General features: G+C 73.3%; 19 protein-coding genes. 17 read left to right on the forward strand and 2 right to left on the reverse strand.

What is annotated here, in order from left to right; translation table 11 throughout:
- Window positions 1–57 precede the first annotated feature (57 nt).
- Complete coding sequence (locus tag CFP65_RS36810; protein ID WP_104821393.1) at window positions 58–1,212, forward strand: ROK family transcriptional regulator; 1,155 nt, start codon at window positions 58–60, stop codon at window positions 1,210–1,212.
- 214 nt (window positions 1,213–1,426) lie between these two features.
- Here CFP65_RS36810 and CFP65_RS36815 read toward each other — a convergent pair whose 3' ends face one another.
- Entirely contained in the window at window positions 1,427–2,212 is a 786-nt protein-coding gene (locus tag CFP65_RS36815; RefSeq protein WP_104820239.1) for a FadR/GntR family transcriptional regulator, read from the reverse strand.
- 290 nt (window positions 2,213–2,502) lie between these two features.
- Here CFP65_RS36815 and CFP65_RS36820 point away from each other — a divergent pair, with 290 nt between their 5' ends.
- From CFP65_RS36820 to CFP65_RS36890, 15 genes are all read left to right on the forward strand, one after another.
- A complete protein-coding gene (locus CFP65_RS36820) occupies window positions 2,503–3,798 on the forward strand; it encodes an ABC transporter substrate-binding protein (protein ID WP_104820240.1) in 1,296 nt (431 codons plus the stop codon).
- Window positions 3,795–4,703 carry a carbohydrate ABC transporter permease gene (locus CFP65_RS36825; protein WP_104820241.1) on the forward strand — a complete coding sequence of 303 codons (909 nt, stop codon included), beginning with the start codon at window positions 3,795–3,797 and terminating at the stop codon, window positions 4,701–4,703. The genes CFP65_RS36820 and CFP65_RS36825 overlap by 4 nt, the downstream gene beginning before the upstream one ends.
- Window positions 4,693–5,574, forward strand: a complete 882-nt coding sequence (locus tag CFP65_RS36830) for a carbohydrate ABC transporter permease (protein ID WP_104820242.1) — start codon at window positions 4,693–4,695, stop codon at window positions 5,572–5,574. The genes CFP65_RS36825 and CFP65_RS36830 overlap by 11 nt, the downstream gene beginning before the upstream one ends.
- Before the next feature lie 26 nt (window positions 5,575–5,600).
- Window positions 5,601–7,553 carry a hypothetical protein gene (locus tag CFP65_RS36835; RefSeq protein ID WP_104820243.1) on the forward strand — a complete coding sequence of 651 codons (1,953 nt, stop codon included), beginning with the start codon at window positions 5,601–5,603 and terminating at the stop codon, window positions 7,551–7,553.
- On the forward strand, window positions 7,550–7,891 hold the full coding sequence (locus CFP65_RS36840; protein WP_104820244.1) for an L-rhamnose mutarotase: 342 nt from the start codon (window positions 7,550–7,552) through the stop codon (window positions 7,889–7,891). Before CFP65_RS36835 ends, CFP65_RS36840 begins: the two co-directional genes overlap by 4 nt.
- The gene (locus CFP65_RS36845) at window positions 7,888–8,781 is read left to right on the forward strand and encodes an amidohydrolase (RefSeq protein ID WP_104820245.1); all 894 of its coding nucleotides are present in this window, start codon (window positions 7,888–7,890) and stop codon (window positions 8,779–8,781) included. Before CFP65_RS36840 ends, CFP65_RS36845 begins: the two co-directional genes overlap by 4 nt.
- Window positions 8,778–9,821 carry a zinc-binding dehydrogenase gene (locus CFP65_RS36850; protein ID WP_104820246.1) on the forward strand — a complete coding sequence of 348 codons (1,044 nt, stop codon included), beginning with the start codon at window positions 8,778–8,780 and terminating at the stop codon, window positions 9,819–9,821. Before CFP65_RS36845 ends, CFP65_RS36850 begins: the two co-directional genes overlap by 4 nt.
- The gene (locus CFP65_RS36855) at window positions 9,818–10,576 is read left to right on the forward strand and encodes an SDR family oxidoreductase (protein ID WP_104820247.1); all 759 of its coding nucleotides are present in this window, start codon (window positions 9,818–9,820) and stop codon (window positions 10,574–10,576) included. The genes CFP65_RS36850 and CFP65_RS36855 overlap by 4 nt, the downstream gene beginning before the upstream one ends.
- Complete coding sequence (locus tag CFP65_RS36860) at window positions 10,573–11,202, forward strand: bifunctional 4-hydroxy-2-oxoglutarate aldolase/2-dehydro-3-deoxy-phosphogluconate aldolase (RefSeq protein ID WP_254552760.1); 630 nt, start codon at window positions 10,573–10,575, stop codon at window positions 11,200–11,202. Before CFP65_RS36855 ends, CFP65_RS36860 begins: the two co-directional genes overlap by 4 nt.
- On the forward strand, window positions 11,199–12,236 hold the full coding sequence (locus tag CFP65_RS36865; RefSeq protein WP_104820249.1) for a sugar kinase: 1,038 nt from the start codon (window positions 11,199–11,201) through the stop codon (window positions 12,234–12,236). The genes CFP65_RS36860 and CFP65_RS36865 overlap by 4 nt, the downstream gene beginning before the upstream one ends.
- Before the next feature lie 143 nt (window positions 12,237–12,379).
- Entirely contained in the window at window positions 12,380–13,231 is an 852-nt protein-coding gene (locus tag CFP65_RS36870) for a fumarylacetoacetate hydrolase family protein (protein WP_104820250.1), read from the forward strand.
- Window positions 13,232–13,242: 11 nt separating this feature from the next.
- Window positions 13,243–14,001, forward strand: coding sequence for an SDR family NAD(P)-dependent oxidoreductase (locus tag CFP65_RS36875; protein ID WP_104820251.1), 759 nt, complete (start codon window positions 13,243–13,245; stop codon window positions 13,999–14,001).
- A 2-nt stretch (window positions 14,002–14,003) separates the two neighbouring features.
- Window positions 14,004–14,993, forward strand: coding sequence for an aldo/keto reductase (locus CFP65_RS36880; RefSeq protein WP_104820252.1), 990 nt, complete (start codon window positions 14,004–14,006; stop codon window positions 14,991–14,993).
- Between the two features lie 126 nt (window positions 14,994–15,119).
- Entirely contained in the window at window positions 15,120–15,554 is a 435-nt protein-coding gene (locus tag CFP65_RS36885; protein WP_104820253.1) for an Hsp20/alpha crystallin family protein, read from the forward strand.
- Window positions 15,555–15,657: 103 nt separating this feature from the next.
- The gene (locus CFP65_RS36890; protein ID WP_104820254.1) at window positions 15,658–16,074 is read left to right on the forward strand and encodes a hypothetical protein; all 417 of its coding nucleotides are present in this window, start codon (window positions 15,658–15,660) and stop codon (window positions 16,072–16,074) included.
- 72 nt (window positions 16,075–16,146) lie between these two features.
- Here CFP65_RS36890 and CFP65_RS36895 read toward each other — a convergent pair whose 3' ends face one another.
- Complete coding sequence (locus CFP65_RS36895) at window positions 16,147–16,857, reverse strand: FadR/GntR family transcriptional regulator (RefSeq protein WP_104820255.1); 711 nt, start codon at window positions 16,855–16,857, stop codon at window positions 16,147–16,149.
- A gap of 312 nt (window positions 16,858–17,169) precedes the next feature.
- On the opposite strand from CFP65_RS36895, the gene CFP65_RS36900 reads away from it, so the two are divergent.
- Window positions 17,170–18,174, forward strand: a complete 1,005-nt coding sequence (locus CFP65_RS36900; protein ID WP_254552761.1) for a LacI family DNA-binding transcriptional regulator — start codon at window positions 17,170–17,172, stop codon at window positions 18,172–18,174.
- Window positions 18,175–18,287: the final 113 nt, after the last annotated feature.

An 18,287-nucleotide genomic window follows, 5' to 3' on the forward strand; every position in this document is an offset into this window, starting at 1 on the left:
ACAGGGGTAGTGGTGGGCAGCAGCGGTGCGACGGGCGGGCCGGCCTCGCAGCAGGACATGCGGCGGCAGAACCTCGCGGTCGTGCTCGGCGCGGTGGCCCGGCACGCCCCGCTGTCGCGGGCGGACGTGGCCGGGCGGGTCGGGCTCACCAGGGCGGCCGTCTCCTCGCTGGTGGACGAGCTGATCGCCCGTGGGGCGCTGACCGAGGCGGCGGCCACGGCCACCGGGCGGGTGGGGCGGCCCGGGCGTGCGCTGGCGGTGAGCGGGCACGGGCCGGCCGGGCTCGGGCTGGAGATCGGGGTCACGCACCTCGGTGCGTGCGTGGTGGACCTGCGCGGTGAGCCCCGGGTCTGGCTCCGGGTGGAGCAGGCCAACGCGGGCCGCCCCGCCGGGCAGGTGCTCGCCGAGGCCGCCGCGCTGGCCGCCGAGGCGCAGGCCGAGGCCGAGGCGCTCGGCCTGCGGATCGAGGGCCGGGTGCTGGCCGTGCCCGGGGTGGTGCCCAACGGGGTGGGCGGGCTGGTGGAGCGTGCGCCCAACCTCGGCTGGCGCGGCGTCAGGATCGCCGAGCACTGGCCCGACCCGGCCGCCGCTCCCGAACCGGAGAACGAGGCCAATCTCGGCGCGCTGGCCGAGTTCTGGCACGCCGAACCGGTGGAGACCTTCGTGCACGTCTCCGCCGAGGCCGGCATCGGCGCCGCCCTGGTGATCGAAGGGCGGCTGTTCCGGGGTGCCCGGGGCTTCGCCGGTGAGCTCGGGCACGTCCCCGTCCACCCGGACGGCCCCGACTGCGCCTGCGGGGCCCGGGGCTGCCTGGAGCAGTACGCGGGCGAGCAGGCCGTGCTGCGCGAGGCCGGCCTGGCGCAGCACGGTACGGGCGACCCGGTCGCGCTGCTGGCCGAGCGGGCGGGCGCCGGGCACGAGCCCACCCTGCGGGCCCTGGCACGCGCGGGCCACGCGCTCGGCCTCGCCCTCGCCTCCGCCGTGGAGCTGATCGACCCGGACGGCCTCGTGCTCGGCGGCGCCTACGCCGAACTCGCCGACTGGCTGCTGCCGTCCGTCCGCGCCGAACTGGCCGCCCGGGTCACCGTCCGGCCCTGGGCCCCGGAGGCGCTGCGCCCGTCCGAGCTCGGCCGGCGCGGCCCGCTGCTCGGCGCGGCACTGACCACGGTGCGGCGGATCATCGCCGACCCCACCCTGCTGGCCGCCGACTGACCGTCAGCGGGGCGAGGTCGGTGCGACCGCGCTGTCGCCGACGGTGCGTCAGGCCGGTCGTGGTCGAGGACCAGCATCCCGGGGAGCCATGGGATGAATGCAGTGGAGATGGGCGCCGCCGTTCCGGGTGTTTGTGAAGACAGGGACCAAATCCCTTGTGAAGGCTACCGGTTCGCCTGTGGGGTGTGGTTGGCTTTGCCGGGTGATCCCATGTCTAGGGAGCGGTCTGGCCGAACAGGCGGCGCTGGATCTCCCGTCGGTAGTCCTCCAGGGTCCGGTCGAGGTGGACGGCCGTGGCGGCCGCCGCCTCGTCCGGGCGGCCGTCGCGGATGGCCCGGAAGATCGCCTCGTGCTCCTCGACGGCGGCCTGGGCGCCCTCGCCGAGCATGTCGTGGATGCCGATGGCGCTGGACTGGCGCTGGAGCCGGCGGGCGTCGCGCACGGCGCTGAGCAGGAAGGTGTTGTGCGAGGCGGTGGCCACGGCGGTGTGGAAGTCCTCGTCGCCCTGGTTGAACACCTCGACCTGGCCGTGCACCACTCCGTGCCGGCACTGCTGCATGGCGAGCTCGATGGTGCGCAGCTCCGCCGGGGTGGCCCGGGTGGCCGCCAGGCTGGCTGCGGCCGTCTCCTGGACCTTGCGGAAGTCGAACAGCATCAGGACGTGGTCGAGGTCGACCGGTCGGAAGAAGCCGCCCCAGCGGCTGGTGATCAGCATGCCCTCGTCGTCGGCGACGAACAGGCCGCGCCCCTTGTGCGCCCGGACCCGGCCGAGTGCGGAGAGGATCTTGACGGCCTCCCGCACCACCGCCCGGCTGGTGTCGAGCGTCTTGGCCAGGTCGACCTCGGTGGGCAGCCGGTCGCCCGGGGCCAGGCGGGCCGCGGCGATGTACTCGAGGATCTGCTCCGACACGATCTCGTACCCGGGGCGGTAGTCCTTCCGTTCCCCGCCCGTGGTGGCCTGCACGGGTAGGGCCGGTCCGGCCGCGGGTGTGTCGTTCATCTGTCCTGCCTCCGGGATGCCTGGCGGGTGGGGTCGCTGGTCGCTGTGGAGCCGGCTCATCGTAGCGCAGGGGTTGATGAGTCGTACTCATTCCGGGTCGGCTTGCCAAGCAGACTTGGAGAACAAAAAGGAACAGAGTGCAGGATTTGCCGTGAAACAAGGGGGATTGAGTCTGCGCAGACCCTTGACGACCGTGTCGATAGGGCGGCTAATTTATCCCCGAAGGCGGCAACGGAACGGCCGCATCCCCCACCTCCCGACCAGTTCGGGCCTCTGTAGTGGAGTCGCTCATGAGCGTCGACAAGAGACGACCGGTGCTGTTGGCCGCCTGCGCGGCCGCCCTGGCCATGACCGTGGCCGCCTGCGGCAGTGGTGCTCCGGCCAAGGCGGGCGGGGCGCTGACGGTCTGGGTGGACGCGACCCGGGTGGCCGCCGCGAAGCAGTACCAGGCGCTGCACCCGGAGGTGAAGCTGGACATCGTCAGCTACGACGGCGACGCCAACGGGTCGAACTACCTCCAGACCAAGGTCCAGCTCTTCAACCGCACCGGCAAGGGCTGGCCCGACGTGGTCTTCAGCTCGCAGAACAACGAGGCCACCTGGGCGGTGGACGCCGGCTTCGCGGCCCCGCTCGACAAGGGCCTGGTCCCGGCCGACACCCTGGCCGGGTTCGCCAAGGGCGCCAACGACGTCTGCACCGTGGACGGCACCCTCTACTGCCTGCGCAACGACCTCTCGCAGGCGGTGCTCTGGTACAACGAGCCGCTGATGAAGCAGTTCGGCTACACCGTCCCGAAGACCTGGGAGGAGTACCAGAAGCTCGGGGAGAAGGTGGCCGCCGAGCACCCCGGCTACCTGGTGGGCGACGCCGGTGACTCCTACACTCCCGAGATCTACCTCTGGGCGAGCAAGTGCGAGGCCAACCACATCACCGGCCCCAAGGCCGTCACGGTGAACACCGGCGGCGAGGGCTGCACCAGGATGGCCGCCCTCATGGACGGGCTGATCAAGAACAGGTCGATGTCCGTCAGCGGCGTCTTCAGCACCGACTTCGGCAAGAACCAGGCCGCCAAGGTGCTGCTCATGCCCGGCCCGGCCTGGTACGGCGGGGCGGTGTTCCGGGACACCCTCAAGACCGCGCCGAAGACGATCGGCGTCGCTCCGATACCCCAGTGGCAGGGCGACACCGCGCCCGCCACCGGCAACGTCGGCGGCGGCACCTGGCTGCTCTCCAAGCACTCCGCCCACCAGAAGGCCGCCACCGACTTCCTGACCTGGGTCACCACTGACAACGCGTACCAGGGCGAGAAGGCCCCCGGCTTCCCGGCCTACGCGCCCGCCGCCGAGAACTGGCTGAAGGCGCAGGCCGCCGCCGGCTACCTGGTGGGCGACCTCGGCGCCCTCAAGGACGCCTCCTCGCAGGTGTGGCCCGGCTGGGGCTCGGGCCAGTTCAGCCAGGAGAGCGTCTGGGCCGCCACCGTCAAGCCCGGCCTGACGCAGGGCCAGAGCATCGCCTCCCTGCTGCCCGCCTGGCAGGACTCGATCGTCAAGCACGCCGAGTCGTTCGGCTACAAGGTCTCCTCGTGACCGCGACCGCCTCCCCGGTCGACCCCGGCCGGCGCCGCGGTGGCGCTGGCCGGAGCCGGGCCGGCCTGGCCTTCGTGGCCGCCTACACGCTGCTGCTGGTCGCCTTCGGCGCCGTGCCGACCTGCTACGCGATCTGGTTCGCCTTCACCGACGCGGGCGGCGGCTTCACCGGCTTCGCCAACTTCGTCACCACGGCACGGGACTTCCGGTTCGCCGACTCGGTCGGCCACGTGGCCCTCTACCTGGTGTGCTGGCTGCTCTCGCTGGTGGTGTTCGTGGTGGGCCTGGCCCTGATGCTGCACCGCCTCTCCTCGGGGCCGGTCAGCCGGACACTGCGCTTCCTCTACTACATCCCCGGGGCGCTGGCCGGCGCCGCGAGCGTGCTGGTCTGGCTGTTCATGCTCGACCCGACGGTGAGCCCGGTCAGTGCGCTGCTCGGGGCCCTCGGCTTCGACACCTTCGGCCAGGTCATCGCCCCGGGCAACCTGCCGGTGCTGTTCACCGCCATCGCGTTCTGGACGGGCGCGGGCGGCTGGATCGTGGTGATGTACGGCGCGCTCGACAACATCCCGCAGGACGTCATGGAGGCCGCGCGGATCGACGGCGCGGGCGCCTGGCAGACCGCCTGGCACGTGCAGATCCCGATGCTGCGCAAGTGGATCGTCTACATGGTGATCCTGGCCTTCGCGGGCGGCGCCCAGCTCTTCGTCGAGCCGCAGCTGCTCTCGCTCGCCAGCGTGGGCGTGGCCGGGCGCGACTACTCGCTCAACCAGCTGACCTACGACTTCGCCTTCCAGCTGAACAACGTCAACGGCGCGGCCGCGGTCTCCATGGAGCTCCTGGTGGTCAGCCTGTCGGCCGCCGGTCTCTTCGTCGCACGGTCGGGGTTCTTCGATGCCGATTGAGACTCTCGCCCGCCGGGCGCCCCAGCGGCTGCTGACCGGCGCCGTCCTCGCCGCCTTCGCGGTGTTCTTCGTGCTGCCGGTGCTCTGGCTCGTCCTCGCGGCGACCAAGACCGACCAGCAGCTGGTGCACGACCAGCCGCTCTCCTTCGGCTCCTGGCAGGCGCTGGCGGACAACTGGCACGCGCTGACCGCCTTCCAGGACGGTGCGATCCTGCAGTGGCTCGGCAACTCGGCCGTCTACGCGGCGATCTCGCTGGTCATCACCCTCTGCGTGTCGGTCCCGGCCGGCTACGCGCTGGCGATGACCGAGTTCCGCGGCCGGCGGGCCCTGCTGGTCGCCACCCTGGTGGTGATGCTGATGCCGAGCGCCACGCTGGTGGTGCCGCTGTTCCTGGAGCTCAACGCGGCGAGCCTGATCGGCACCATGTGGTCGATCATCCTGCCGTACGCGTTCTACCCGTTCGGGGTGTACCTCACGTACATCTACTTCAGCACCGCCGTGCCCAAGGACCTGCTGGCGGCGGCGCGGATGGACGGCTGCTCCGAGTTCGGTGTGTTCCGCCACCTCGCCCTGCCGCTGGCCACCCCGGTCGTCGCGCTGGTCGGCTTCTTCAGCTTCGTCGCCAACTGGACCAACTACTTCCTGCCCTACGTGATGCTCCCCGAGAGCGACCAACTGCCCGTCCAGGTGGGTGTCGGCAACCTGCTCAGCAGCGTGCCGCAGTTCAACCCGGCCGCCGGCGACCTCGCGGTCGAGCGCCCGCAGCTCGCCCTCGCCACGCTCGTGGCCATCACCCCGGTGCTGGTCGTCTTCCTCTTCGCCCAGCGCTTCCTGGTCAGCGGGATGCTCGCCGGCGCCACCAAGGAATGACGCCCCCTCGATTGGAGACCCGCCGCATGACCACCAGCCCCACCGACCCCGTACCGCCCGAGATCCGGGCCGGGGTGCCGCTGCTCGAACCGCCCGGCTGGGCGGTGGCGCAGCGGGCGCTGTTCGACCTGCTCGACCACGGCTGGCGCAGGTTCGCCCGGGACTTCACCGGCCCCGACGGCCGGCTGAACTACACCGGCCGGCTGACCACCCGGGACGGTGTGGACGACTTCTACGAGGTGTTCTTCAACTGGCCCCAGCTCTACCTGCTCGGCGGCGCCGACGACCTGCTGGCCGCCAGTGCGAAGCACTGGGAGGGCGTGACCGAACACCTCACCGAGCTGGGCATGCTCAAGGACGAGTACGAGCGCGGCTACGACTGGTTCCACCAGGGCGAGAGCCTGCTGCTGCTCTACTTCCTCTGCATGGCCGACCCCGAGCGCTGGTCGGAGCGCGCCCTGCGGTTCGCCGAGCTGTACGTCGACCCGGCGCACGGCAACTACGACCCCACGGCCCGCATCGTCACCCGCCCGCACAACGGCAGCGACCCCGACCGGCAGGGCCTGTCCGACGGCGAGGTCTACCCGTGGCTGCCGAAGGAGGCGGCGACGTACGGCTACCCGCTCGAATGGCTCCCCGAGGCGCAGGACGGCCCGTACCCGCTGGACTCGGACCCGCGGCTCGGCGCGCAGATGCGCGAGCGGATGGGCGTCGGCGACACCGCGGTCAACCTCGCGGTGGCCGGCCTGGTGCTCAACGCGTGGATCCTCTCCGGCGAGCAGCGCTACCGCGACTGGATCGCCGAGTACGTCGGCGCCTGGCGCGAGCGCACCGAGGCGAACGGCGGCGTCCTCCCGGACAACGTGGGCCCGGACGGCGTGGTCGGCAGCCGGCTCGAAGGCCGCTGGTACGGCGGCCACTACGGCTGGTCCTGGCCGCACGGCTGGCACAGCGTGGGCCACGCGGCCTGCGTGGCGGCCCTCGCCGCGGCGGTCTCCACCGGGGAGGACGACTACCTCTCGATGGTCGGGACCACGCTCGACGAGATGATCTCCCGGGCCAAGGTGATGCCGCATGCCGAGGCGGACTCCAGCCTGCCGTCCAAGTGGGCGGTCGAACTCGCCGGGGACTTCGACAAGCCGACGCTGCACCTGCCGTTCCGGCACGACGACTCGGGCTGGTTCGACTACAACCCCGTCACCCTGCCGGTGCCGATCGCGCTCTGGCACCACAGCGCCTCCGAGCAGGACCGCGCCCGGATCGAGAGGCTGCGCGAGGCGGACCCGCTCGACTGGAGCACCGTGCGCCCGTTCCGGGCCAAGGAGGAGTCCGGGCACGAGAAGGCCTGGTTCGCCTTCCTGGCCGGCGACGACCCCGGCTACCCCGAGCGGATCCTCGCCGCCGCGCAGGCGCAGGTGCGCCACCGGCTGCGGCGGATCGACCGCTACCGCGACCTGGACGTGGCCGAGGCCGACATCCACGTGTGGCAGCAGTGCAACCCGGTGGCCACCGAGGCCCTGGTCCAGCTGACCTGGGGCGGCCCCCAGGTGCTCTACAACGGCAGCATCCAGCAGGCCCGGCTGCGCTACCACGACGCCCAGGCCCGCCGTGCGGGGCTGCCGCAGGACGTGGCGGCCCTGGTCACCTCCATCGACCCCGAGGCGACCACCGTCGAACTGGTCAACCTCTCGCCCTCGGCGGAGCGCACGGTGATCGTCCAGGCGGGCGCCCTGGCCGAGCACACCATCACCTCCGTCCGGTACACGACCTGTACGGACGAGGGCTGGATCGGTGACATGTACGACTACGGTCACACCGAGCCGGTGGTCGGGGAGGCGGAAGCGGCCTACGAGGGCGCCTTCCTGACGGTCCGTCTGCCCGCGTCCACCCGGATCCGGCTGACGCTGCGGCTCGAACTCCGCACCCGCACGCCCAGTTACCGCTCGCCCTTCGGCGGCCTGAACGAGGAGTCGGCATGAAGCGCTTCGCCCAGAGCATCAGGCTGCGACCCGAGCACCGCGAGAAGTACCTCGAACTCCACTCCGCCGTCTGGCCGGGGGTCGAGGCGGCCCTGCACCGGGCGCGGATCCGCAACTACAGCATCTACCTCCACGGTGACGTGCTCTTCGCCTACTTCGAGTACCACGGCGAGGACTTCGAGGCCGACCTGGCCGTGCTGGAGGCCGACCCCGAGACCCAGGAGTGGTGGACGCACACCGACCCCTGCCAGGAGCCCTGGCCCGACCGGGGCGACTCCCGCCAGTGGACGGAGCTCACCGAGGTCTGGCACCTCGGCGAGCCCGGGGGCGGCGCGTGAGCGCCGCCGGGCTGATCGACGCCCACCACCACCTGTGGGACCTCGAGCAGCGCCCGCAGGCCTGGCTCGAGGAGCCCGGCCTGGCACCGATCCACCGCACCTTCACCCCGGACGACCTGCGCGCCACCGCCACCCAGGAGGTGGCGGGCCGCCGGCTGCACGGCACGGTGGTCGTGCAGTGCATCCCGGACGTGCCCGAGACCGAGGACCTGCTCGCGCTCGCCGCACGGGAGCCGCTGATCGCCGCCGTGGTCGGCTGGGCGGACCTCACCGACCCCGCGGTCGGTGAGGTGCTCGACCGGCTGCTCGCCTGGCCGGGCGGCGGGTACCTGCGCGCGGTGCGCCACCTGGTGCAGGGCGAGTCGGACCCCGCATGGCTGCAACACCCGGAGGTGGAACGGGGGTTGGCGGCGCTGCAGCAGCGCGGTCTGGGCTACGACGTGCTCATCCGCGAGCACCAGCTCGACCAGGCCGTGCGGCTCGCCGAGCGCTTCCCCGGCCTGCCCCAGGTGCTCGACCACGCGGGCAAGCCGGACATCGCCGGCGGCGCCCTGGGGGAGTGGGAGAGCGGGCTGCGCCGACTGGCCGGGCACCCCCAGGTGGTCTGCAAGGTCTCCGGGCTGATCACCGAGGCCGACCACCGGAGCTGGACCACCGCCGACCTCCGGCCCGTCTGGGACGTCCTGCTGAGCGCCTTCGGCCCCGAGCGCCTGATGTTCGGCTCGGACTGGCCGGTGGCGAACCTCGCGGGCGGCTGGAACCGCTGGGCCGCCACCGTGGACGAACTGCTCGCCGGGCTCTCCGCCGACGAGACCTCGGCGATCCTCGCGGGCACCGCGACCGCCTTCTACCGCCTCACCCGTGCCGAAGAGACCCTGGAGTCACGATGACGCTCGCTGTTCGTTACACAGCCGCCCGGACGCTGGACACGGCCCCGGCCGTGACGGTGGAGCCCGGCCCGGGGGAGGTGCTGCTGGCCCCCGCGTACGTGGGGATCTGCGGTACCGACCTGCACATCTTCCACGGTGACATGGACGCCCGGGTGAGCGTGCCGGCGGTGCTCGGCCACGAGATGTCCGGCCGGGTGCTGAAGGTCGGCGCCGGGGTGACCGACTGGCGGGCCGGGGACGCGGTGACGGTGATGCCGCTGCACTGGGACGGCACCTGCCCGGCCTGCCTGGCGGGGCATCAGCACATCTGCCGGCAGCTGGACTTCATCGGCATCGACTCGCCGGGCGCGATGCAGCAGCGCTGGACGGTGCCCGCCGACACGCTGGTGCGCCTGCCGCAGTCGCTGGCGTTGGACAGGGCGGCGCTGGTGGAGCCCACCGCGGTGGCCGTGCACGACGTCGGGCGGGCCGGGGTGCGGGCGGGTGAGCGGGTGGTCGTGGTGGGCGGCGGCCCGGTCGGCGTGCTGATCGCGCTGGTGGCGCGGGCAGCCGGGGCCGAGGTGCGGGTGGTGGAGCTGAGCGCCCACCGGCGCAAGCTGGCCGAGGAGTTGGGGCTCACCACGTGGGATCCGGCGGCGGGTGACGTCGTCGAGGCCGTGCAGGAGTGGTCCGGGGGCGCGGGCGCGGAGGTCGCCTTCGAGGTCTCCGGTGCGGCGGGCGGGGTGGAGACCGCGGTGGAGGTGCTGGGGGCGCGGGGGAGGCTGTGCCTGGTGGCGATCCACTCCCGGCCGCGGGAGGTGAACCTGCACCGCTTCTTCTGGCGTGAACTCACCCTGGTGGGGGCCCGGTTGTACGACCGCGCCGACTTCGAGCGGGCGGTGGAGCTGGTCGCCGACGGTACCGTCCCGGCCGAGCGGCTGATCAGCAGGGTCGTGCCGCTGGCCGAGGCGCCGGCGGCGTTCGCGGCCCTGGAGGGCGGCGGCGACGTGATGAAGATCCTGCTCGACTGCACCGACGGCACCGAGGGGGCGGCCGCGTGAACGCCTTCGACCTGACCGGACGGCTCGCCGTCGTCACCGGTGCCCGGCGCGGCATCGGCCGGGCCATGGCCCGCGCCCTCGCCGAGGCCGGGGCGGACGTCATTGGTGTGAGCGCTCACATAGAGGCCGGCAGCGAGGTCGAGAAGGACGTCCTCGCCGCCGGCCGCAGCTTCGAGGCGATCCGCGCCGACTTCGCCGACCCCGAGGCCGTACGCGCCCTGGGGGCGGACCTGGCGGGGCGGGAGCGGCCGGTGGACATCCTGGTCAACAACGCCGGCACCATCCGCCGCGCGCCGGCCGCCGAACACTCCGACGACGACTGGGACTTGGTGCTCCAGGTCAACCTGAGCGCGCAGTTCGCGCTGGCCCGGGCGGTGGGCGGCGCGATGGTGGCGCGCGGCCAGGGCAAGATCATCTTCACGGCCTCGCTGCTCAGCTTCCAGGGCGGCATCACCGTCCCCGGCTACACCGCCGCCAAGCACGGCGTCGCCGGGCTGACCAAGGCGCTGGCCAACGAGTGGGCCGGCCGCGGCGTCAACGTCAACGCCATCGCGCCCGGCTACATCGCCACCGACAACACCCAGGCCCTGCAGGCCGATCCGGTGCGCAGCCGGGCGATCCTGGACCGGATCCCGGCCGGCCGCTGGGGGCGGGCAGACGACCTGGCCGGGGCCACGGTCTTCCTGGCCTCGGCCGCCGCCGCGTACGTCCACGGCACCGTCCTGCCCGTCGACGGCGGATGGCTGGGCCGGTGACCGGCGCACTGGCCGCCGTACTGGGCGGCACCCGGGTGGTACCGGTGCTGGCCGTGCACGACCCGGCCACCGCCGCACCGCTGGCCGAGGCGCTCAGCGCGGGCGGCGCCAGGTGTGCCGAGGTCACCTTCCGCACCCCGGGTGCCGAGTCGGCGCTCAAGGCGATGGCGGCCCACGGCGGCCTCGCCGTCGGCGCCGGCACCGTCCTCACCCCCGAGCAGGCGCGGCGCGCGGTCGCGGCCGGGGCCCGCTTCGTGGTCTCACCCGGCTACGACGAGGAAGTCGTCGCCACGTGCCGGGAGTTGGGGGTGCCCGTGGTGCCCGGCATCGCCACCCCCACCGAACTGATGCGGGCCCTGCGCGCCGGGCTCGACACCGTCAAGCTCTTCCCCGCCGAACCGCTCGGCGGAATCCCGGTGCTGCGCGCCCTCGCCGCGCCCTTCCCCGCGGTGCGCTTCGTGCCGACCGGCGGGATCGGCGTCGACCAGCTGCCCGGCTACCTCGCCGAGCCCGCCGTACTCGCCGTGGGCGGCAGCTGGCTGGCGACCCCCGGGCACCTGGCCGAGGGCGACTACCCGGCCATCCGCCGGCTGACGGCCGAGGCCGTGGCAGTGGGTGCGCCATGACCGAGGTGGTGGCCCTCGGCGAGGTCATGCTCCGCTTCGACCCGGGCGAGGGCAGGATCAGCACCGCCCGCACCTTCCAGGTCTGGGAGGGCGGCGGCGAGTACAACGTCGCCCGGGCGCTGCGTCGCTGCTTCGGGCGGCGGACGGCCGTCGTCACCGCGCTCGCCGACAACCCGGTGGGCCGGCTGGTCGAGGACCTCGTGCTGCAGGGCGGGGTCGACACCTCGCTGATCCGCTGGGTGCCCGACGACGGCGCCGGCCGCGCCGCGCGCAACGGCCTCAACTTCGTCGAGCGCGGCTTCGGCAGCCGCGGCGCCCTCGGCGTCAGCGACCGCGCCCACACGGCGGCCTCCCAGCTGCGCGAGGGCGAGGTCGACTGGGACGCGGTCTTCTCCCCGGGGGTGCGCTGGTTCCACACCGGCGGCGTCTTCGCGGGCCTGTCCGACACCACCGCCGGCCTCGCCGAGGAGGCCATGACGGCCGCCCGCCGCCACGGACTCACCGTCTCCTACGACCCCAACTACCGCCCCAGCCTCTGGGCCGGCCGGGGCGGACCGGAGCGGGCCCGGGAGACCGACCTGCGCCTGGCCCGGCACGCCGACGTCATCGTCGGCGCACTCGGCCTGGCGGGCCGCCACCCAGGCGTCGAGCGGCTCGGGGCGGAGGAGGTGCCGGACGCCCTGGCGGCGGTGGCCGCCCTGCTGCCCGGGGCGCGGGTGCTGGCGACCACCCTGCGCGAGGTCCCCTCCGCCGGCGTCAACGACTGGGGCTCGGCCGCCTGGTCGGCGAAGACCGGCTACCTGGCCGGTCCGTCGATGCCCGGCCTGCATGTCCTGGACCGGATCGGCTCCGGTGACGCCTTCGCCGCCGGACTGATCCACGGCCTGCTCGCCGCGACCTCGCTGGAGGGCGCCCTCGCCTACGGCACCGCCCTCGGCGCCCTCACGATGACCACGCCCGGTGACAGCGCCACGGCCTCGCCGGCCGAGATCGAGGCGCTGATCGCGGGCGCCACCGCGGCGGTCAGACGCTGACCGCCACGCACCGGCGGGTCTCCGGCGCCGACGGAAGCAGCCCGCGCCGCGGGATGCGGAAGACGGCGAACAGGCCTCCTGCGGCCTCGACTTCGACGGTCAGGAAGCCGCAGGTCCATCCGATGTCTTGAAGGGGAGTCCCCATGAAATTGCTTCGGGTCGGAGCGCCGGGCGCAGAGGCCCCGGCGGTCCTCGGTGCGGACGGGCGGCTGTTCGGCCTCTCGGAGCTGACCGCCGACATCGACGGGGCGTTCCTCGCCGAGGGCGGGATCGAGCGGGCCCGGGAGGCGCTGGCCGCCGGCCGGCTGCCCGAGCTCGACCCGCGTGATCTGCGGGTGGGGGCGCCGGTCGCCCGTCCGGGCAAGGTGGTCTGCGTCGGCCTCAACTACCGCGACCACGCGCAGGAGACCGGCGCGGCCGTCCCGGGCCGCCCGGTGATCTTCATGAAGGACCCGGCCACCGTGGTCGGCCCGTACGACGAGGTGCTGATCCCGCGCGGCTCGGTCAAGACGGACTGGGAGGTGGAGCTCGCGGTCGTGATCGGCCGCCGGGCGCGCTACCTGGCCGACCCGGCCGAGGCGGCCGGGTGCATCGCGGGCTTCGCGATCAGCAACGACGTCTCGGAGCGGGAGTTCCAGCTCGAGTACTCCCCGCAGTGGGACCTCGGCAAGTCCTGCGAGACCTTCAACCCGCTCGGGCCCTGGCTGGTCACCCCGGACGAGGCGGGCGACCCGCAGGCCCTCGGCCTGCGACTGGCCGTCAACGGCGAGCTCCGCCAGAACGGCCACACCAAGAACATGATCTTCCAGGTCGGGTACCTCGTCCACTACCTCAGCCAGTACCTGGTGCTCAACCCGGGCGACGTCGTCAACACCGGCACACCCGCCGGTGTGGCCCTCGGGCTGCCCGGCACCCCGTACCTGCGCGCGGGCGACACCGTCACCCTGTCCATCGACGGCCTGGGCACCCAGCGCCAGCGCTTCGTGGACGCGTGAGGAGCACCACGATGACCGAACTCGAAGGGCTGGCAGCGCTGGTCACCGGCGGCGGCTCCGGCATCGGCCTGGCCACCGCCACCCTGCTGGCCGACCGCGGCGCACGGGTGGCCGTGCTGGACCTGGATCCGGCCGCCGTGAAGGAGCCGCTGCTCGGCTTCACCGCCGACGTCGGCGACGACGCCTCCGTCCGGTCCGCCGTCGAGGCGGCGGCCGAGGCGCTCGGCGGGATCGACCTGGTGGTCAACTGCGCGGGCATCGGCGCCGTCGGGACGGTGGCGGACAACCCGGACGAGCAGTGGCAGCGTGTACTGGAGGTCAACCTGCTCGGCGTGGTCCGCACCACCCGGGCCGCCCTGCCGCACCTGCGCCGGTCCGCGCACGCCTCGGTGGTCAACACCGGCTCGATCGTCGTCACCACCGGCCTGCCGCAGCGCGCGCTGTACGCGGCGAGCAAGGGGGCCGTCCACGCCCTCACCCTGGCGATGGCCGCCGACCACGTCCGCGAGGGCATCCGGGTCAACTGCGTCAACCCCGGCACCGTCGACACCCCGTGGGTCGGACGGCTGCTGGCCGCCGCCGAGGACCCGGCGGCCGAGCGCGCCGCGCTCGACGGTCGCCAGCCGCACGGCCGCCTGGTCACCGCCGAGGAGGTGGCCGCCGCCATCGTCTACCTGTCCTCTCCGGCCGCGGCCTCCGTCACCGGCACCGCCCTCGCGGTGGACGGCGGGACGGCCGGCCTCCGACTGCGTTCCGACCAGAGGAAGTGACGATGCGCCGGCACACCCTCGGCCCCGGGCCGGTACGCGTCAGTGAACTCGCCTTCGGGGCGGCCGGGATCGGCAACCTGTTCACGCCGGTGGGCGAGGAGCAGGCCGAGCAGGCGGTGGCCGCGGCCTGGGAGAGCGGCGTGCGGTACTTCGACACGGCGCCGCACTACGGCCTCGGGCTCTCCGAACGCCGGCTCGGCGCCGCGCTGCGGTCCTGGCCGCGCAGCTCGTACGTGCTGTCCACCAAGGTCGGCCGGCTCCTGGAGCCGGTGCCGTGCGTCGGTGACGACCTCGCCGACGGCTTCGCCGTCCCCGCCACCCACCGGCGCCGGTGGGATTTCAGTGCCGAGGGCGTGCGCCGCTCGCTGGCGGGCAGTCTGGAGCGCCTGGGCGTGGACCGGATCGACATCGCCTACCTGCACGATCCGGACGACCACGCCGAGTGGGCCCTCGGCGAGGCCTACCCCGAGCTCGAACGCCTGCGCGCCGAAGGGGTGCTGGGGGCGATCGGGGTCGGCATGAACCAGGCCGAGCTGCCCAGCCGGTTCGTCCGCGAGACGGACATCGACGTGGTCCTGCTGGCCGGCCGCTACAGCCTGCTCGACCAGCGCGGCCTCGCCGAGCTGCTGCCGCTGGCCGCCGAGCACGGCGTCGGCGTCGTCATCGGCGGGGTCTTCAACTCGGGCCTGCTCGCCGACCCGCGCCCCGGCGCCACCTTCGACTACGCCGCCGCTCCGCCCGAAGTACTCGGCCGGGCAATGGAGTTGAAGGAGGTCTGCGAGCGCCACGGGGTGCCGCTGCGGGCCGCCGCGCTGCGCTTCCCGTTCGGCCACCCGGCGGTGGCGAGCGTCCTGGTCGGCACCCGCAGTGCCGAGGAGGCCCGGGACGCCGCCGCCCTGCTGCAGTGCCCGGTCCCGGCGGCGTTGTGGGCGGAGCTGGGCGAGCGCGGGCTGCTGCCGCCCGGCGTCCCGACCCCGGCGGAGGTGGGCTGACGGATGTCGCCCCGGATGGTTCGTGTCACTCTCCTGGCGACTCTCGCAGTTGTCATCGGATGGATGACATGTTAGAACGGATTCAGGTGAAGCGCACTGGCACCCACAGTCCTGGAGGTGTTTCGCATGCTGATGCGCACTGACCCGTTCCGCGAGCTGGACCGTCTGACCCAGCAGTTCCTGGGTGCGAACGGCACTTGGTCCCGGCCCGCCCCGATGGCGCTGGACGCCTGCCGTGTCGGGGACGAGTACGTGATCTGCTTCGACCTGCCGGGTGTGGATCCGGGGGCGATCGACATCGACGTCGAGCGGAACATGCTGACCGTCAAGGCCGAGCGCCGTCCCCGCCACCAGGGCGAGGATGTGAAGTGGGAGCTGTCCGAGCGCCCGCTCGGCGTGTTCTCCCGGCAGGTCATGCTCTCCGACACCCTCGACCCGGAGGGGATCAGCGCCGACTATGACGCCGGCGTGCTGACCCTGAAGATCCCGGTCGCCGAGAAGGCCAAGCCGCGCAAGATCGCGATCAGCCACCCCGGCGAGCGCAAGCAGATCCGGGCCTGACCCCTCCCGACCGGGCCGCCCCGCGCAGCCTCCTCCCCCTCCGGAGGTCGCGCGGGGCAGCCCCACCGGAGACCTGGATCTCATCGAAGAGGGACCTGACCCTGTGCGACCCCAACGCTTCGAGCGACTGCTCCTGGACGCCGCCACCTCGATCCCCGGCGTCACGGCCCAGACGCTCGCCGCCGCCGGCCACACCGCCCATCCGTACGGCATCGCCGTCCAAGCGGCAGGCCGCACCACGCGATGGCAGATCGTCGCCGCGCACCAGGGCGACGACTACGCCCGCCCCGAACCCGCCCCCACCCTGGGCGAACGCCTGCCCGAACCGCCGCTCGCGGCCGTCACCACCGATCCGGCGACCGTCGAACAGGCCCTGGTCGCCGCGGTCCTGCGCGGTGACCAGGGCGAGATCCGCGCCGTCGCCCCGTACTCGCAGCGTCCGGACCCACCCGCGGTGGCCTACGGAGCCACCTTCGACCTGTACTCCGGAGCCCGGATCTACCTCAACGCGATCAGCTGAGCTCCGGGGGCGCCCGCGGCCGTCCCTCCGCTCCGGACTCCGGACGGTCGACGCCGGCTCCGGTGCCGGTGGCTACGTCTCGACCTCGGAAGTCGGGAGCGCTCCCTCGGCCAGGCGGTCCCGCAGCCACCGCTCGGTGGTGTTGATGTGCATCAGGGCTGCGGCCTGGGCGAGGCTCGGGTCGCGGGCGGCGAGGGCCTCGTAGATCGCCTCGTGCTCGGCTATGGTCCGCCCGGCCGCGTCCTGCTCGAGCAGTCCGCGCCACACCCTGGCCCGCAGGGTCCGCCCGGAGATGTGCTCCAGCAGCGTGGTCAGCGTCTCGTTGCCGGTGGCGGACACCACCGCACGGTGGAAAGCCGCGTCGTGCACCGTCAGCAGCTCCATGTCGTCGCGCGCGGCCCGCATCGCCGACAGGTGGTGCTCGACCTGGGCGAGGCTCTCGGCGGTGACCCGGGTGGCGGCGAGAGCGGTGGCGGCAGGTTCGAAGAGCCTGCGCACCTCGGTGAGTTCCAACGCGGTGTCCCCCTGCAGGAGTTCGACCGCACCGCCGAGCCCTTCCAGCAGCAGGCTGGGGGCAAGGCTGGTCACATAGGTGCCGTCTCCGCGCCGGATCTCCAGCACCCGGGCGACCGCCAGCGACTTGACCGCCTCGCGCATCAGGTTCCGTGACAGCCCGAGCTCGGCCGCGAGCTGCTGCTCGGGGGGCAGCTTGGAGCCGGGGGGCAGCTCGCCCTCGCGGACCATCTGACGGATGCGGGCGATGGCTCTGTCGGTCAGGGACACGCCGTCAACCTACCAGGCTATCCCATGTCCAGGAAGGATCCCGGCCGGCCGGCTCGCACGTCCTCCCATTCCGCGGCCGATTCCACGCACGCCGTCTCACGGATTCCCGTCAGATAGATCCCATGTATCGAATGGCCTGACGACCCGAGGTGTCCGAATCTTTCGACTACCATTCCGACCAGAGCCAGCAGCTGTACCCCTCCCCCTCCCGGCCGCGTTCTCCGGCGGGCTAGCATCCATGTCCGTACGGTGCGGGCCCCATCCCCACCGCACGACCGTCAACGCCCGGCAGCGGCAGCGCAGGAGGACTTCGTGACCAGAGCGGCGACACTCGCCGAGATCGCTCAGGAGGCGGGAGTCTCCGCGCCGACTGTTTCGAAGGTCCTGAACGGGCGTGCCGACGTGGCTCCCGCCACCCGGGAGCGGGTGGAGGAGCTGCTCCACCGCCACGGCTACCGGCGGCGCGGCGGCCGCCAGGCGAGCCCCCTGCTGGAGCTGGTCTTCCACCAGTTGGAGAGCGCCTGGGCGATGGAGGTGATCCGCGGCGTCGAGAACGCGGTGCGGGAGGAGGGGTTGAGCATCGTGCTCTCCGAATCCGCCGGCCGTCTCAGCCCCGGCCAGTCCTGGGTGGACGGCGTGCTCGCGCGCCGCCCGACCGGTGTGGTGCTGGTGCTGTCCGATCCGGACCCCACCGTGGGCGAGCAGCTGACCCGCCGGGACATCCCCTTCGTGGTGCTGGACCCGGCCGGCGACCCGGGCCGGGGGGTGCCGGCCGTGGGCACCACCAACTGGGACGGCGGCCTGGCCGCCACCCGCCACCTGCTCGACCTCGGCCACCGCCGGATCGGCCTGATCGGCGGCCCGGCCCGGATGATGTGCAGCCGGGCCCGGGCCGACGGCTACCGCGCGGCGCTCGACATGGCGGGCATCCCGTACCTGGACGAACTGGTCAGGGAGGGCGACTTCCACCACGAGTCCGGCCGGCGGCTCGGCCTGGAGCTGCTCGGCCTGGCCGACCGGCCGACCGCCGTGTTCGCCGGCAACGACCTGCAGGCGTTCGGGCTGTACGAGGCCGCCCGTGAGCTCGGCCTGCGCATCCCGGAGGACCTCAGCGTGGTGGGCTTCGACGACCTCCCGCCGGCCCGCTGGGTCGGGCCACCGCTGACCACCGTCCGTCAGCCCCTCACCGAGATGGCCGAGGTGGCGACCCGTATGGTGATCGACCTCGCCCGGGGGACGCAGCCGGGGGCCCTGCGCGTCGACCTCGCCACCAGCCTGGTCGAGCGCGGCAGCACCGCCCGTCCCACCGGGAGCTGACGGAGCCCCGTCCGGCCGCGGGCGGGTGCCGCCGAACCGCCCCGGGCATAGCGTGGCGACGGCACCCGCGACCGGCGCGGTGCCGAGACCGCGACCCGGTTCCCTGGAGGTCC

The sequence above is a fragment of the Kitasatospora sp. MMS16-BH015 genome (assembly GCF_002943525.1).
Classification (GTDB): domain Bacteria; phylum Actinomycetota; class Actinomycetes; order Streptomycetales; family Streptomycetaceae; genus Kitasatospora.

Excerpts from the sequence above, each read along its gene's own strand:
- CFP65_RS36885 (WP_104820253.1), top strand. The coding sequence starts at position 15,120 with ATGCTGATGCGCACTGACCCGTTCCGCGAGCTGGACCGTCTGACCCAG.
- CFP65_RS36835 (WP_104820243.1), top strand. The coding sequence starts at position 5,601 with ATGACCACCAGCCCCACCGACCCCGTACCGCCCGAGATCCGGGCCGGG.
- CFP65_RS36875 (WP_104820251.1), top strand. The coding sequence starts at position 13,243 with ATGACCGAACTCGAAGGGCTGGCAGCGCTGGTCACCGGCGGCGGCTCC.
- CFP65_RS36870 (WP_104820250.1), top strand. The coding sequence starts at position 12,380 with ATGAAATTGCTTCGGGTCGGAGCGCCGGGCGCAGAGGCCCCGGCGGTC.
- CFP65_RS36830 (WP_104820242.1), top strand. The coding sequence starts at position 4,693 with ATGCCGATTGAGACTCTCGCCCGCCGGGCGCCCCAGCGGCTGCTGACC.
- CFP65_RS36865 (WP_104820249.1), top strand. The coding sequence starts at position 11,199 with ATGACCGAGGTGGTGGCCCTCGGCGAGGTCATGCTCCGCTTCGACCCG.
- CFP65_RS36850 (WP_104820246.1), top strand. The coding sequence starts at position 8,778 with ATGACGCTCGCTGTTCGTTACACAGCCGCCCGGACGCTGGACACGGCC.
- CFP65_RS36840 (WP_104820244.1), top strand. The coding sequence starts at position 7,550 with ATGAAGCGCTTCGCCCAGAGCATCAGGCTGCGACCCGAGCACCGCGAG.
- CFP65_RS36880 (WP_104820252.1), top strand. The coding sequence starts at position 14,004 with ATGCGCCGGCACACCCTCGGCCCCGGGCCGGTACGCGTCAGTGAACTC.
- CFP65_RS36815 (WP_104820239.1), bottom strand. The coding sequence starts at position 2,212 with ATGAACGACACACCCGCGGCCGGACCGGCCCTACCCGTGCAGGCCACC.
- CFP65_RS36810 (WP_104821393.1), top strand. The coding sequence starts at position 58 with ATGCGGCGGCAGAACCTCGCGGTCGTGCTCGGCGCGGTGGCCCGGCAC.
- CFP65_RS36820 (WP_104820240.1), top strand. The coding sequence starts at position 2,503 with ATGAGCGTCGACAAGAGACGACCGGTGCTGTTGGCCGCCTGCGCGGCC.